This is a genomic window from Methanosarcina horonobensis HB-1 = JCM 15518 (assembly GCF_000970285.1).
Lineage (GTDB): Archaea > Halobacteriota > Methanosarcinia > Methanosarcinales > Methanosarcinaceae > Methanosarcina > Methanosarcina horonobensis.
This window is the reverse complement of the sequence record NZ_CP009516.1, coordinates 3,384,013-3,398,705: the sequence shown is the minus strand read 5'-3', so window position 1 is coordinate 3,398,705 and position 14,693 is coordinate 3,384,013. Positions and strand designations below refer to the sequence as shown.

General features: G+C 38.8%; 17 protein-coding genes. 11 read left to right on the top strand and 6 right to left on the bottom strand.

Annotation, left to right across the window (positions count from 1 at the left end; all coding sequences use genetic code 11):
* Positions 1-76: 76 nt before the first annotated feature.
* Positions 77-253 carry a hypothetical protein gene (locus MSHOH_RS23950; RefSeq protein WP_158024197.1) on the bottom strand — a complete coding sequence of 59 codons (177 nt, stop codon included), beginning with the start codon at positions 251-253 and terminating at the stop codon, positions 77-79.
* 69 nt (positions 254-322) lie between these two features.
* On the opposite strand from MSHOH_RS23950, the gene MSHOH_RS14905 reads away from it, so the two are divergent.
* The 6 genes from MSHOH_RS14905 to MSHOH_RS14880 all read left to right on the top strand — a co-directional run bounded on the left by MSHOH_RS14905 (position 323) and on the right by MSHOH_RS14880 (position 6,286).
* Complete coding sequence (locus tag MSHOH_RS14905) at positions 323-1,054, top strand: DUF655 domain-containing protein (protein WP_048143525.1); 732 nt, start codon at positions 323-325, stop codon at positions 1,052-1,054.
* Between the two features lie 144 nt (positions 1,055-1,198).
* Complete coding sequence (gene rsmA / locus MSHOH_RS14900; protein WP_338037948.1) at positions 1,199-2,026, top strand: 16S rRNA (adenine(1518)-N(6)/adenine(1519)-N(6))-dimethyltransferase RsmA; 828 nt, start codon at positions 1,199-1,201, stop codon at positions 2,024-2,026.
* A 3-nt stretch (positions 2,027-2,029) separates the two neighbouring features.
* On the top strand, positions 2,030-2,638 hold the full coding sequence (locus MSHOH_RS14895) for a HemK2/MTQ2 family protein methyltransferase (protein ID WP_048140796.1): 609 nt from the start codon (positions 2,030-2,032) through the stop codon (positions 2,636-2,638).
* Between the two features lie 487 nt (positions 2,639-3,125).
* The gene (locus MSHOH_RS14890; protein ID WP_048140794.1) at positions 3,126-4,385 is read left to right on the top strand and encodes an ABC transporter substrate-binding protein; all 1,260 of its coding nucleotides are present in this window, start codon (positions 3,126-3,128) and stop codon (positions 4,383-4,385) included.
* A 270-nt stretch (positions 4,386-4,655) separates the two neighbouring features.
* The gene (gene nudC, locus MSHOH_RS14885; RefSeq protein ID WP_048140792.1) at positions 4,656-5,516 is read left to right on the top strand and encodes an NAD(+) diphosphatase; all 861 of its coding nucleotides are present in this window, start codon (positions 4,656-4,658) and stop codon (positions 5,514-5,516) included.
* 329 nt (positions 5,517-5,845) lie between these two features.
* Complete coding sequence (locus MSHOH_RS14880) at positions 5,846-6,286, top strand: hypothetical protein (protein ID WP_048140790.1); 441 nt, start codon at positions 5,846-5,848, stop codon at positions 6,284-6,286.
* A gap of 349 nt (positions 6,287-6,635) precedes the next feature.
* On the opposite strand, the gene MSHOH_RS14875 is transcribed toward MSHOH_RS14880, so the two are convergent.
* Complete coding sequence (locus MSHOH_RS14875) at positions 6,636-6,878, bottom strand: hypothetical protein (protein ID WP_162197644.1); 243 nt, start codon at positions 6,876-6,878, stop codon at positions 6,636-6,638.
* A gap of 208 nt (positions 6,879-7,086) precedes the next feature.
* Between MSHOH_RS14875 and MSHOH_RS14870 the strand changes: the two genes are divergently transcribed.
* Together MSHOH_RS14870 and MSHOH_RS14865 are read left to right on the top strand one after the other, a co-directional pair.
* Positions 7,087-8,064, top strand: a complete 978-nt coding sequence (locus MSHOH_RS14870) for a tetratricopeptide repeat protein (protein ID WP_162197643.1) — start codon at positions 7,087-7,089, stop codon at positions 8,062-8,064.
* Positions 8,065-8,238: 174 nt separating this feature from the next.
* Positions 8,239-8,562 carry a hypothetical protein gene (locus MSHOH_RS14865; protein WP_048140785.1) on the top strand — a complete coding sequence of 108 codons (324 nt, stop codon included), beginning with the start codon at positions 8,239-8,241 and terminating at the stop codon, positions 8,560-8,562.
* 228 nt (positions 8,563-8,790) lie between these two features.
* On the opposite strand, the gene MSHOH_RS14860 is transcribed toward MSHOH_RS14865, so the two are convergent.
* From MSHOH_RS14860 to MSHOH_RS14850, 3 genes are all read right to left on the bottom strand, one after another.
* Complete coding sequence (locus tag MSHOH_RS14860) at positions 8,791-9,516, bottom strand: TetR/AcrR family transcriptional regulator (protein ID WP_048140783.1); 726 nt, start codon at positions 9,514-9,516, stop codon at positions 8,791-8,793.
* A gap of 27 nt (positions 9,517-9,543) precedes the next feature.
* Positions 9,544-10,344: an EFR1 family ferrodoxin gene (locus MSHOH_RS14855; RefSeq protein WP_048140781.1), complete on the bottom strand. Its 801-nt coding sequence runs from the start codon at positions 10,342-10,344 to the stop codon at positions 9,544-9,546.
* A 742-nt stretch (positions 10,345-11,086) separates the two neighbouring features.
* Positions 11,087-11,326, bottom strand: coding sequence for a DUF2683 family protein (locus MSHOH_RS14850; protein ID WP_048140779.1), 240 nt, complete (start codon positions 11,324-11,326; stop codon positions 11,087-11,089).
* A gap of 112 nt (positions 11,327-11,438) precedes the next feature.
* On the opposite strand from MSHOH_RS14850, the gene MSHOH_RS14845 reads away from it, so the two are divergent.
* On the top strand, positions 11,439-11,636 hold the full coding sequence (locus MSHOH_RS14845) for a CatA-like O-acetyltransferase (protein ID WP_239450997.1): 198 nt from the start codon (positions 11,439-11,441) through the stop codon (positions 11,634-11,636).
* Positions 11,637-11,730: 94 nt separating this feature from the next.
* On the opposite strand, the gene MSHOH_RS14840 is transcribed toward MSHOH_RS14845, so the two are convergent.
* Positions 11,731-12,336 (bottom strand): pentapeptide repeat-containing protein, encoded by a 606-nt coding sequence (locus MSHOH_RS14840; RefSeq protein ID WP_048140777.1) that lies wholly within the window; start codon positions 12,334-12,336, stop codon positions 11,731-11,733.
* 321 nt (positions 12,337-12,657) lie between these two features.
* Here MSHOH_RS14840 and MSHOH_RS14835 point away from each other — a divergent pair, with 321 nt between their 5' ends.
* Together MSHOH_RS14835 and MSHOH_RS14830 are read left to right on the top strand one after the other, a co-directional pair.
* Positions 12,658-13,680: an alpha/beta fold hydrolase gene (locus MSHOH_RS14835; protein ID WP_239450996.1), complete on the top strand. Its 1,023-nt coding sequence runs from the start codon at positions 12,658-12,660 to the stop codon at positions 13,678-13,680.
* A gap of 222 nt (positions 13,681-13,902) precedes the next feature.
* On the top strand, positions 13,903-14,514 hold the full coding sequence (locus MSHOH_RS14830; RefSeq protein WP_048140775.1) for a GNAT family N-acetyltransferase: 612 nt from the start codon (positions 13,903-13,905) through the stop codon (positions 14,512-14,514).
* Positions 14,515-14,693: the final 179 nt, after the last annotated feature.

Below are 14,693 nucleotides of genomic sequence, written 5' to 3'. Positions count from 1 at the left end.
TTATTTGTTATTTATGAAGAAGTATCCTAAAATCCGATTAGAACACTTTAAAATTATAGGAGTACCCTGGAAGAATTTAGCAGCAGAGGATTCTCTGGTTCTTTAAATCCCTGAACCTGAGAATACCGGGATACAGGTCAGTCTCCAGTTTCCAGCTGGTCTCCAAAAATTGGTTCGGGAAGTACGAAGTGACATGGAAAATATCCTGAACCGGTAGAGCTAAAAGAAGCTGGGCATATCTAAGTTTGAGCATACCCTGAAATAGATTAACTGGGATTTCATGTTTAAAGGGGTTTCATATTTACTGATAGGATGGGTGCTGATGAAAGTAGAGAAGTCGCAATCAGGTAGACCGTACACTGGCAGATCCTCTGCCGAAAAACCTTCTTCTGGCGGCAGGCGTCCGGCAGGCAAACCGCAATTTGAAAGGCAATCAGAAAGAGCTCCGCGCTCATCCGGAAAACCCACAGAAGGTTCACAGGACAGAGAGGAATACGTATGGGTGCTCGATTATCTTCCCTACGGGAAATCCGTTGATGGAAAGTCAGCATACCAGAAAAAACCTCTTGTGCAGGCTATAGGGGATAAAAAATTCACTCTTATGGAACTTGTTCCAAAAAATGGGGTAATTCCTGATATCCAGTCAAGGGTTTATATCGGGCCCGGAGACAGGAATGAAATAGACCATGTAAAGCAGAGGATAGGCTATTCTGACCTTACTACCGGAGCAAACCTCGAATTACCCTTCATCCTTGAAGCTGTTGTCAGGCACAAAGAAGAAAGGTTTGTAAAGTTCTTCAACGATGCCCATTCCATTACAACCCGCCTGCACATGCTTGAACTCCTTCCCGGTATAGGCAAAAAACTCATGTGGTCTATTATTGATGAACGCAAGAAAGGAGACTTTAAGAGTTTTCAGGATATCCGCGAAAGGATTCCAAGTCTCCACGACCCTGCTAAAGTTATCTCTCACAGGATCGAAGAAGAACTCAAGGACGACTTCATCAAGTACAGGCTGTTCACTACCCCTCCTCGCCGCCAGAAACCCGAGTGAGTGGGAAATCTTTTTTTCTATTTTTTAATTAATTTTTGCCTATCAGGCTTCGTAGTTAGGCTTTTGAAGATTCAGGATTTCTACAGTATGTCTATTTATAGAACTTGTTTATTTGCAGAGTTTGTCTATTAAAACATTTAATTTATTCAGGAGGTTTCAGCCCTGGTTCGTTCTATTCTTAAAAAATACAATATAAAAGGAGGCACTTTTGATCAGCACTTCCTTATTGACACCGGCTACCTGGACAGGATAGTTGCTGCCGCTGAACTGAGCCCTCAGGATACGGTTCTCGAAATAGGTGCGGGAATCGGAAACCTTACCGAAAGGCTTACAAGAAGAGCAAAAAAGGTAATTGCGGTCGAACTTGATCCTGCCCTTATTTCAGTCCTGCATGACCGTTTTGATACTGTCGAGAACATAGAGATTATAGAAGGCGATGCTCTTAAAGTCAGATTCCCGGAGTTTGATAAGGTTGTCTCAAACCTCCCCTACTCAATTTCTTCGGAAATCACCTTTAAGCTCCTGCACCATAAATTCAAACTCGGAATTCTCATGTACCAGTACGAGTTTGCAGCCCGCATGGTCTCTCCTCCGGGCTGTAAAGATTATTCTCGCCTCACGGTTGATACCTATTATTTTGCTGATGCCTCTATCCTCATGAAAGTCCCAAAAGGAGCCTTTCAGCCAGCCCCTGAGGTCGATTCTGCAGTTGTCAAACTGGTTCCCCGCCCTGCTCCTTTCGAGGTCCGCGATGAAGCCTTTTTCCTTGAGTTTGTAGCTGCAGTTTTCAGCCAGCGCCGGAAAAAGCTCAGGAACTCAATCCTGAACACCAATTATATGCTCAAAATCCCGGACGTTAAAGAGGTTGTAAACCAGCTCCCTGAAGGTTTTATGAGCAAAAGAGCCGAGAACCTCACTCCTGAAGAGCTTGCTTGTGTTGCAAACATGATTTTTGACCTTAAATCCCGATAAACCATGGTTGAAATAGAATATAGAAATACCCGGGTCAAACTCGGACCCTTAGACTTTGTTTACGAGCCAGCAGAAGATTCCTTTTTGCTCGCCGATGCTGCCCTCGAAGAGGCAGAACCAGGCATGCGCGTCCTTGAGATAGGAGCAGGTTCGGGTTTCGTATCTGCCGTTCTCAGGGCAAATATTAAAGGCATCCGTGTCTTTGCAACTGAAATCAACCCTCACGCCGCCCTCTGTGCAAAAGCAAACGGGGTTGAAGTAATCCGTACCGACCTTTTCAAATGTATAAAACCAGGAAACAGGGGAGTTTTTTTTGACCTTATTCTGTTTAATCCGCCTTATCTTCCCACTTCCGAAGACGAAAAAGTCCCTGGATGGCTTAACTACGCTTTTGACGGCGGGATAAGCGGGCGGGAGACTCTCGACCGTTTTTTGGATGAGGTCAGAGACTACTTGAGTCCCGGAGGGAAAATTCTGGTGTTAATCTCTTCGATAACCGGGCTTGAAGCTGTGAAGGATAAGATGGAAAAACTGGGATTCGAGGTCGACGTTGTGCTGAAGAAAAAAGTTTCATTTGAGAAATTAATGGTGGTGAGAGGAAAACTCCTGTAAGCAGTAGAAATCCTGTAAGCAGTAGAAAAATACCTATATTAGTTATGGATTAAGTTTAATTTCAAACACTTCCCAGGATTGGATTGGGAGTTATCATTCCTCTGACTTCGACTATTCTTATAGCTAAGATTTACGAAATATTTGCAGAATAAAGATTTACAAGGTAAAATCTAAGAATAGGACCCGATTTTGAGCGATTCTATTTTTCAACTTTTCATATGTTTTTAAAAAAGCGTATTATCTGTTTTTTGTCCCTTAAATTCACTATTTTACTGCAAAAAAAATGCCCTTTTCTCTGGAGCCTAATCAAATACAGTTCCCGATAAATTAGATTTTATTCAAATAATTGAAACAAAAGCGAAAATGGATACGTCTTTCTTTTGATCTCTAAATACTCCATTAACAATTTTTTTAACAATCATTATATATGTACAAACAATAAAAATATATAAATACAGTCTTGGGCTATAAATTAATTGTGACATTTATGAACAGGAAATCATGTATTTCAATATGTATAATTCTGGCAATTCTTTTATCAGGCTGTATCGAATCCTCCGGAGAGACTGTGAATCTCGGGGCTACCAGTGAATCTGAGAATATAACCATAGGAGTACTTTTACCGCTTACAGGGAGCCTTGCCTCTATAGGGGAAGCAAGCCAGGTAGCACTTGATGTATCATCTGAGGATATCAATGGCTATTTCTCAGGGCTTGGTTCCGGAATGAATGTAAAATTAGTTGTAAAGGATACCGAAAGTGATCCTGAGACGGCTCTGGAAAAGCTCAAAGAACTTGATGAAATGGGAATAAAGATTATTATCGGTCCGCAGGGGAGCGATGAAGCGCAAGCTGTCCTGGATTATGCGAATCAGAATGGTATCATCCTTCTTAGTACTGCATCAACAGCTCCATCTTTAGCTATTCCTGACGATAACCTGTTCAGACTTGTACCTGACGACACCAACCAGGGAATTGTTCTGGCAAGACTGATGACAAATGAAGGGATCGGTACTGTAATCCCTATATACAGGAATGATGTATGGGGTGACGGACTCGCTGATGAGGTTGAAAAGAATTTTAAGGCTCTTAACGGCACAGTACTTAAGGGAATTGCGTATAAACCCGAAAATGCGAACCATTCAGCAGAAGTAGAGGCACTCAATGAAAAAGTAATGTCAGCCACTTCAGAACATGCTAGTGAATCAGTGGCTGTGTTTCTTTGTTCCTATGGAGAAGCAACAGAGATCTTTGCTTTAGCTCAGAACTATTCTGCCCTGTCAGAGGTCAAATGGTATGGTACTGACGGTATAGCACTGAACAAGGAACTGATCAACGATAATAACGCGGCCAGTTTTGCTGCAGCAGTCAATGTAAGTGCACCCATGTATGGATACCTAAACGATAATAAAAGATCTAAAGCGATTGAACTCAAGATTGAAGAGCAACTTGGAAGGCTTCCTGAATCTTATGCATTGGCCGCATATGACGCTCTCTGGATAGCTACATATGTTTATCAGGACCCCATTTCATCAGATAATGATGAAATTATAAAAATGGCAATGACTTCCAATACAGATAGATATCATGGAATTAGCGGATGGACGATACTTAATGAGAACGGGGACAGAGAATCCTGGACGTACTATATCTGGACAGTTACTGAAGAAAACGGAAGTTACCAGTGGGAAGATTATATAACAGCTTCGAGGTGGAGCGATAATCAATATATCGAATTCGAGCGATAATCAATATATCGAATTCTATTAATTGTTGATGGTGTGAGTGCACCATCAATTACTTTTTTTATCTGAAATTTAACGTTCCCCACAAAAAATCTCTGTTTTACAATAAATATAATGTAATAAGTTTGTTCTTAGAGTTTTTAATACAAATTAAAGGTCATTTGATTTGTTTTTATACTATTAATTAAATTTACAGCAGTGAAGAATTAAATTCTATTGAACTTAAATCACTCCTGTAATCATATATATAACAAAACCCAATAGTATGGCACTATGACCCCCACGAACAGAGAAAATCCCATTTATCCGAAATTTATCACAGGTATAAAACCTCCAGCCGACAGGACCGAAAAGGCTCTCTGGTTTATTTTCAGGGGGCGTGACATCCTTCTTAAAACTCATAAAAACCCTGGAGCAATTCCCAGGCTGCTTGATATTAATAAGGAGATCGGGCTTCCTGCGGTAAGAGAACAGTATCTTGGCGTGCTTGAGGGAACGCACTGCTTTTCTGTCGAGCTTCCTGCGGATGCAGAAGCACCTGAGGGGATGGAGTTTGTTGATCTCAGGCAGGCATATTCCGAGATAAGTGAAAGGTGCTTTGAACTTGTAAATAAAGCAGTGCAGGTAATGGAGTGGGACAGGACAAATCAGTTCTGCAGCAGGTGCGGGACAAAGACTCTGCAGAAGCCAGGAGAACGGGGAAAAGAATGCCCTGAATGCGGAGAACTCTTCTATCCAAGGATCTCACCTGCTATTATTGTGCTTATAAGAAACGGCAGCAAGATCCTGCTCGCAAGGTCTCCGAATTTCCCTCCAGACATGTACAGCCTGATAGCCGGCTTTATCGAGCCAGGAGAATCGGCTGAAGCTGCGGTTTCCAGAGAAGTCTGGGAGGAAGTAGGCATAAAAGTTAAAAACGTCACTTACTTCGGGACGCAGGCATGGCCTTTTCCTAATTCCCTCATGATCGGCTTTACCGCGGAATATAATTCCGGAGAAATTCGGCCCGACGGATTTGAGATTGAGGACGCAAAATGGTTTTCAGCAGACGAACTGCCTTTCCTGCCCGGAAAGATAAGCATTTCAAGGAAATTGATTGATCATTTCCTGAAAGAGGAAGGGCTGGAAATTTAAAGCGGATTCATCGGATTCATATTTGATTCGGAGTTTCATTCATCCTGCTGTGACCTTTTTCTATTCTTTTTATCTTTTTTGCTGTGGAGGCATTTGCAGAAAGGATCGCTACGCCTTCGGACATTACGGCAGTAGATTTTAGAGCTACTGATTTAACGGTTTTTCTGGAAAACTTTTTTTATATTTGGGAACCATAAAAGATAATAAATTAATATCATTATAAAAAGAAATATAAATAAGTGAAATAAGATGGATAAGTGATTTTGCTTGAATATAGAATAAAAAAGCATGTTGCTAACTGACAGAAAACGTAATGGAGTAAAAATATAGTGATCAAAAAGAATGCAAAGTTTATACTGCAAATTGTTATTTCAACTACTATTACAACTATAATTTTATTAGCATATTTTTATTTTGCACATGGTTTACCTGTTGCTCACGAACTCGAAAAAGCAAATGTCGTATCTGTGCAAATTATGCAGGGAAACGAAACCATTACTCTCACTGATGATCAAGATATTGAGCAAGCTGTCAATATTGTAAAAATATTAAGTTTTCGATTTGGAGAAGCTAATGGCGGACCTGCAGATACGATATGCACATTTTATCTTAGAGATGGTTCAAAAATGGAAATAGGAGCAAACAGTGATACCATTTTTAAGAATGGCAGGCAATATGTTGGTATGAATGACTCGTGTCAACTTTTTGGAAAATTAATGCAGGGTATTTTCTTCCCTGAGACACTGCAGGATGGGAAACTGTATAATTAACGAATGGAAACTGTAGAATTAATGAATGAGCTCATCCCAAAAATTGATTTAACCGCATTATTGCTACTAACATTATAACACCAGATATGATATTTCTTTGATTTCGTACTTTGGAAACACTTTTTTGTATGATTCTATCCAGCTAAAAAACCCTTCTATTATGCTTTTTTTAATGCCGAGGTATTGAAAGCCTGATTAGTTACCTGATACAAAGAAAATTCCTGAGAGGGATATAAATTAAGGTCGTTGAATGTAACGTTAATATCTGCAGCCATTGTTGAGCAAGGAAGAAATAAAAGAAAAAGCAGAGGAATAAATAAACGGGAGGAATTCAAGAGAAGTCCCCCTTTTAACGGCCAAAGCGAAGACCTGTACTGATTGCTCCCAGGATATCATCAAAGAACCTGAGACAGAACTTTGCAATTCCAATTGTCATTATAGGGCCGATTGCAGCAGAAACCATATCTCCCATACTTAGAAGGATAGAAGTTATTGTGGAAATCGACTCAGTGATAGCAGTTGTGTTTATTGCTGCGGAGGCATTAGCAGCGAGTACTGCCACACCTCCGGATATTGCGGTAGCAGATTTCAAAGCTACCGATTTAATGTTTTTTCTGGAAAACTTTTCTTTATATTTAGAGATCATAAATAGGAATAAATAGATACTATTATAAAAAATCAATATGAGTTAAGTTGAATAAGATAAAAAAGAAGTTTTACTCCAGAATATGAAATAAAAGATGTAGTTACTAACCAACAGAAAGCAAGAAAAATAACTGAAAAAAACGATAGCAATAAAAATGAACATTGTTTTTAGAAAAGGAATTCGTATGATTAAAAAAAGCATTCCAAATTTTCTTATTCTGCTGTTAGTACTTGCTTCTCTAGGATGCATCAGTAACGATAGTGATGATGACGGGTATCCAGACAATATAGATGCTTTTCCAAAAGATTATAATTATCATCTCGATTCCGATGGCGATAGATGTGCCGATGAAATAGATGCTTTCCCTAATGATGTGAGATATAAGGTTGAATCTGACAGGCTAAATAGTACAAATAATCCTGAGGAACTTTGCCAATATGGAAATGAACTCTTAGAAGCTAAAAACTATGAACAATCAATTGAGTATTTTGATAAATCTTTATCTATAAAATACAATGAAAAGGTTTTAAACCGGAAGTCATTGGCATTATTTCACCTCCATAATTATGAAGAAACTATCGAATGTGCCGATGAAGTTTTGAAAAACAACGAAAATAACACTTTTGCCTTATGCATGAAAGCAGGCTCTTTCTCGCGATTGGGAGACATTGATCAAGCAAATAAATATGCTGATATGGCTATTGAATCAGACCCCAGTAATCTAATGTTATTAGAACTTAAGGATATCATTGCTTCAGAGAATAGTGTTTCAGAGAATGACTTCCAAGATGAAAATGATCTAACATCAAAAATTAAACTTGACTTAAATAAGATGGGCTATCCAAATGCGCAAGTGAAATTATTTGATCAAATTAAATGGATTGAAATTGATATCGGTAAATTTGAGAGTACAACAGTTGCTTCGCCTAGTTTGGAGCCTCAGTTCGAGTATATTGCAGAAAGAATAGGTTCTTCAACGTACGTTTATGAAAGTGGTTATGATAAAGTTTGTGTAAAATGGAAAGTATATTGGAATATTGAAGGTGATGGTACAATTGGTACTTCAGCTCATGGGAGTAACACAGGCAGTGTATATTACCATGTAAGAGAAGCTAAAATTACATATTATTAAGTTTCTTCCGATAAAAGATCTTAAGTTTTCCACCTCCGGGCAGTAAAGGAAAATTTCTCTTCTTTTTTTCATAGTCATTTATAATCCATTGGAAGTACTTTCCTGCGCAATAAAAAAACAGGAAAGCTATAGACCCGGAAAACCGGCCTTCACAAAAAAGAATTCTCTAAGCTTTTGGGAGTGATTGATGTTCTGGAAGATGAACTGCTGTTCAAGCAGGCAGCAACCACAGGGATCTGGAGGGGAGATATCTGCAATATCAAGAATAATCATATTCATCTGAATGAAAATATCCTGTACTTCTATGAAGCTAAGAAAAAAAGTATGTACGATGCTCCTCTTTTGGATGATATAGTACTCCTGATCCGGAAGGTCTGGAACTCCAGGGAAAAAATAAGGAGGAATTTCTGTTCCCATTTACTGGGAGGACCGCATATAACAGATTCCAGGTTTACTGCGAACATGCAGGGATTCATAAAAGGCCTTTCCACGCATTAAGAGCAACTGCATAAAGTTCACCCAAGCTGCAGGCTGGACTCCAGAGGAAGCTGCAAAGCTTATAGATGATACTCTCGGGTTATCCAGGAACATTATAGTAACCCTTCAGCCGGAGAGATGAAAGCTGCAGAAATTAAGTCTATTCTTAACTGGACTGAATCTTATGTGTATAGAAGGAGCAGTGTTTGGGGTGAAATGTTAAATTATCGGAATCGATTAATCTAAAATTTAAGATTCTTTTCTCTTTTTCTTCTCAGGTGCCACAGGTTCGGTTAAATAGAATCCAAATGATGCGAAATCTTTGACATCCATTTTGTGGGATTTCTCATCGGAAGAGATAGCAGGAGTGATGAACCGGAAAAACTCACTGGCAAACTGCTCGTAGCTGAACCCCTCAACCTCGATCACCAGTTTCCATTTATTTTCCATTGACAGAATACCCATGAAGGAGATCATAAGGTACATCGATGTCAGGAACGGATCGAGATCGGCCCGGATTGTACCGTCATCGATACCCTCCTGGATCGCATCCCGCAGAATCAGACGGCAGGTACCGTATCCCTTTCCAATCTCTGCAGTACACGGGTTCTCTTTGGAAAAACGCTCAGAACCGTAAAAATGGATCATTCGAAGATAATCGGGGTATTCCTGTGAAAACTGGTAATAAGCCTGGCCCATCAGGGCTACCTTGACAATACCCGACACCTGTTTCTCCATGCATTCCGTGTATTTTTCCTTCAGGATCCCGATACCACGGAGTACGATAGTAGCGTAAAGTGCCTCTTTATTTTTAAAGTATAGATAAATGGTAGCCTTATTCAGTTCGACCTCGCGGGCGATGTCTTCCATAGAAACATCTTCATAATTTCGAGAAAAAAAGAGACGCTCGGCTGCATCGATGATCTCGGTTTTTCGCTGTTCCTTTTCTCGTTGTCTTCTCTCGGCGATTCCCATAGTTCCACTCCATTCGGGATATATTCATTAGATAAAATATTCAGGCTCCTTTCGTTGGCTATAGAGCGTATGGAGACGCACTGATGCATCTTTAACCAGCCCGGGTTTCATCGATCTGGCACTTTGCGGGCAGTTTTTGATACACGCACAGCAGGTAATGCATTTTTCTATATCAATCAAACGGGAATTTTCTGCATCAACAGCACCTACAGGACACACCTCTGCACAGATTCCACACTGTGAACACTCGTCACTGACTGCGATAAAATCAACAATCCACAATTTTGTAACTCCTCCATAAGGATAAGTGCCAGGCACATGCACATCAGAAACCTGAGAGATTAATGAAACAGATTGCAGTTTTTCACGTATTTTCTGTCCAAATACTTCTGCATGGTGTAAATCGTCTTCATCGGGCCGTCCCTGTGCTGTTGGTGTCTCGGAGTTTGAGAATGAGTGTTCCCCGATATATGCAGCACAGGCAATGGGAATACACCCACATTTCATTACAATATTTTTTAGTTCGAGTAACGCATCGTCATACACACGGTTACCATAAACCACAACACAGACCGTCGGTGTATTATGAGCTTGAATTGCATTCAGCCATTCACTTAATAATGCCGGCACTCTCCCCATATAAACGGGAACTCCAACTACAAGCAATTCATTTTCCGATGTCTGCAATGGTTGTTTTCTTGTATCCGGTCTGGTAATATCAATTAATTCCGCGGTGCCTGGGTTAATACCATGCGCAACGCCCTGAACAACTGATTTTGTTGTTCCGGTAGGTGAAAAATAAGCTAATTTCACAGATTCCATTTTCATTTTATTTACTCCATCAATTGCGTAACTCTAAGTTATGATATAACTATTGACAATTAAATAACTATTGGTTAGTAAATAACTGTTAGTTTGTTTCAGAATATTTTCTAGAGAAATATTAGGTACATGACGGAGGCTAAAATTTGTTTGGGATGAATAAGAAATTGTCATCAAGAGAATTCCCAATAAAAACCACTTAAGGAAACGGTAAGTGGATAACATTTACACATATTTCGCACACGGATTTTGGAAACAGGGAAAAAGCGCAGCCTATATTTGATTTGGGTAAATATCATGAGAGAGAAGGCAAATTTATGATGCCGTTTGCAGTCTAGGTTCATCATGCATTTGTTGATGGTATTCATATTGGCAAACTTGCGGATAAGCTGCAGAGATACTTGGATGAAGTGTAGATTATAAGCATAATGGGAGGATCAGTAGGTCACTAATTTTTACTTTTCTTAAAGTTGTGTCTTCAAAATACATAGGTTTACTTTAAAATCTGTGCATCAATGAAACAGGAAAAACAGGCTATTCCTCTGGACACACAAAAGAAGTTTCCAATGGGCTGCCATAAAAATAAACAAAATTTCGAAGTCAGTATATTTTATCGTGATGATCGTAATCTTCCAGGGTTACAGTCTTTGATTCCTCATCAATAGAGAAGACTAATGCAAAATGTTTATCGATATGCACTCTTTTTTACTATCAAGTTCCGATCTGATTTTTAAAAAATACATAAAAATCAAAGACCATATCGTTTTCTTAAGTTTTCAACTGTGCCTACTTCTATAGCTTCCTGTTTTTCTATTTTCTTCAATTTTTCAATGTACTCAGGCTTTAACTCTGGCTCTAAAATCTCTTCTTCATACTCTTCAGCCATTTTATTAATAGCAGCACTTTTGTCTTTTAAACCGTATTTAGCCTTGATAATATTCAAAACTCGATTAGTTCGCTCATCAATGTTTATTATCGCTTGAACCATATATATACCACATTAATAGAAGGTTAATGTCCTATTAATATATATCGTTCTGCCTCACTAAAGGGTAATATTTCAAAAAAAGCACGTTAAAGAAAACAGCTGGCCATTTACGATGGCATTTATATTTGCTGTTACGAAATGCGCAAATAAAATCGAGGAATTTCGGTATCGTTTTCTTGATGGTGAAGTTGTGTTATACGAATCCATTGACACCTCATTTACATATCTGGATAAAGAAGCGGAATTATTTAAGGTAGTAAATGTACCCATGCAGGATATGTTGAGAAGTTTGTACAACTGGCAACCGTAACGGCAGAAAATCAAAAAGAACATTTTACAGGACTTGTAAGACACTGGACAGATCCATTTATTTCTCCTTTGATTTATGTGAGTGAGTCAATGCCTTACACAATTTTTATTCCCAGAGTCTGCGCAGCAAGTTCTATTGCTTGCCCGGCATTGACTATAGCTCCTCTGAGTTCATTGCGTGTATCGGATACTGTAATCCCGTCAATTATACAGTCCGATAAGTCGATGCCTTTGAGTAAGGTTTTAAAGAAATCCGCTCCTGTGAAATTAACCGCTTTCAGCGTGGGCTTCTTTAATCGAATCTCGGACAAGAAGGCTTCCGTGAAATTGCAGTCATGAATGGCGCAGCTCTCCAATACAGAACTTGAAAAATCTGCATATCGAAAGGAACCGTCAGCTAAAGAGGTTTCTTTCATGTGGCTCTTGCTGAAGTTGCTGCCATCGCCTTTGCACGTTAATATTTTAGAGCCTTTCCAGTAGCTTTCCATAAAACTGCAATTTGCAAAATTGCAGTTATCAAACACCGAATTGTAAAAGCTGGCTTTTGAAAAATTACATTTGCTGAACTGGCATTGTATAAACTGTATCGATTCAAATTCTATCCTTGCGATATCGACGTCCGAAAGCATCTCGCCTTCAAAGCGCATCCTTTCTATATAACTGTCATCAGATTGTGCGGCAATAATTCTGCTTTCCAACATGCTTCCATCTCCAGATATTGATGTTTCCAAATGATTATACAATATAGGACTTACTCACTGGTAGGCCACACCTATATTTTTTCCGGTCCTGTTTTTAAAGAACTTCTTATTGTCATGCCAACAAGATAATGTCGTTAATGTCGTACGAAAATTTTTCAATCAAAAGTTACATTTTTGAGTTTTCTATAAAGGTCGGAATAATTATAATGGGTGTGAGTTATGGGATATTATGTAGAGAATTTACTATTAGATGGTTTGAAAGTTGTTGAGAAATAAATTGCTGAACAATATTCATAATTGAGAAGTTTAAGGGTTGCAAATATGCCTGGACTTAAGCCTGGGTATAGTGACTACAAATTAGAAGTGGTATTCTTGAAAGAAGTTAAAAAAAGAAGCAGGAATATTTTACTAATTATATTGGCATTTTTAATTTGTTCAACTGTTATTCTAATTGCTCTAACTTATCCGAATTACCACGAGACGATGACGGAAGCAGAAAAGCAATTGATTGCGAACAGTACTATTTTGAAAACAGAATATGGAGATATTGAGTATACTGTAGAGGGAGAAGGGAAGCCTGTCTTATTGCTACATGGCGCAGGAGGAGGTTATGATCAGGGACTCTGGGTGGGCAAAGTATTTTTCGGGGATGACTATAAATTTATCTCGGTTTCACGATATGGCTATCTTCGATCATCCATTCCGGATAATGCTTCAATTGAATTGCAAGCCACTGCTTATAAAAATCTTCTGGACAATTTAAGCATAGATAAAGTAATTGTTGTAGGAGCATCAGCTGGAGGTCCGTCAGCCACTCAGTTTGCAAACGACTATCCTGACAGATGCTCAGCATTAATATTGATTTCTGCTGTAAGTATGGGTCCGGCACCAGGCGACCAGGATCCTTTTTATGTTAGTATTATTCACATTATCCAGCAATCTGATTATGTATACTGGCTCTTCACAAGATTTTTTCAACCTGCAATTCTGAACCTGATGGGTATTCCAACAGAAGTATACGAAACATTTAATCCGGAACAGAAAGAACTGGCACAGGAAATGCTTGATATCATGCATCCGATGTCTCAAAGATATAAAGGCACCGTAAACGATGAAAAAATGATTGAATTTTATACCGTACCTGCAGGTAATCTTCGTGCACCAACATTAATTATCCACGCTAAAGATGATGCGCTGGTAAGTTACAAACATGCGGAAAATGCTCACAGTAAAATAAACCAATCGCAACTGGTATTATATGATACTAGTGGCCATGGAATGTTATCTCAAATGAACGGGACGAGGGTGCTTGTGAGAGAATTTGTAACCGAATCCGCCTCTTAAACCATGTGGAATTGAGCATTTAACTAACCCATTTCCAAAGGTTGTTGGGGATTGGCAGGCTGAGAAATGGGAAGATCTCCTTAAGTTGAACTATGGGGTTATTTCAGAAAACCAGACACAAACAAATAGAGTAAAAGATTTTAATTTTGATGTGAAAGTGGAGTAATTATATTTCATTCATTGCAGATACGGATTTATTTTAGAAGCAAGGAGAAAACGACAATGAACATTTCTATCAGATTGGAAGAAGAAAAGGACTTCAAAATTGTAGAATACATGACAAGAGAAGCATTCTGGGATTTATACAAACCGGGATGTGATGAACATCTTGTAGTGCATAAAATAAGAAAAGTACCTGCATTTGTAAAAGAACTGGATTTTGTTGCATGTGATAAGGATACAATCGTCGGCAATATTATTTATTCAAGAGCTAAGGTCCTGAATGAGGAAAATAAAGAATTCGAAGTTTTATGTATGGGCCCATTAACAGTATTGCCATCATATCAAAAGCAGGGGATCGGTTCTTTATTAATGAATCATTCTATCGAAAGGGCAAGGCAGCTTGGATATAAGGGTATAATTATTTTTGGAAATTCCGACTATTATCATCGTTTTGGTTTTGTCAATGCTAAAGAATATGATATCCGGACATCCTGGGGCGATAATTTTGATGCATTTATGGCATTAGAACTCTACGATGGTAGCTTGAGGGGCATTTCAGGAAAATTTTATGAGGACGAGGTTTTTAGAATAGAAAACGAAGAGCTGGAGGATTTTGAAAAGCAATTTCCCTACAAAGAGAAGCATGTTACGGACACTCAATTAAAACTATAAATAAAGAAGGAATACCTGAATTAATTTTTTGAGAAATTTATGGCAATTATGATAGATCCAAAAGCCAAATATTATCATGTCAAAAGCATTTGATTTCATTGCTTCTGATCAAATAGTGTCAACCTGGCTTGAGGGAGCCATTTTCTTCTAAGATTTATATAGAGACTGTCGGATAATAC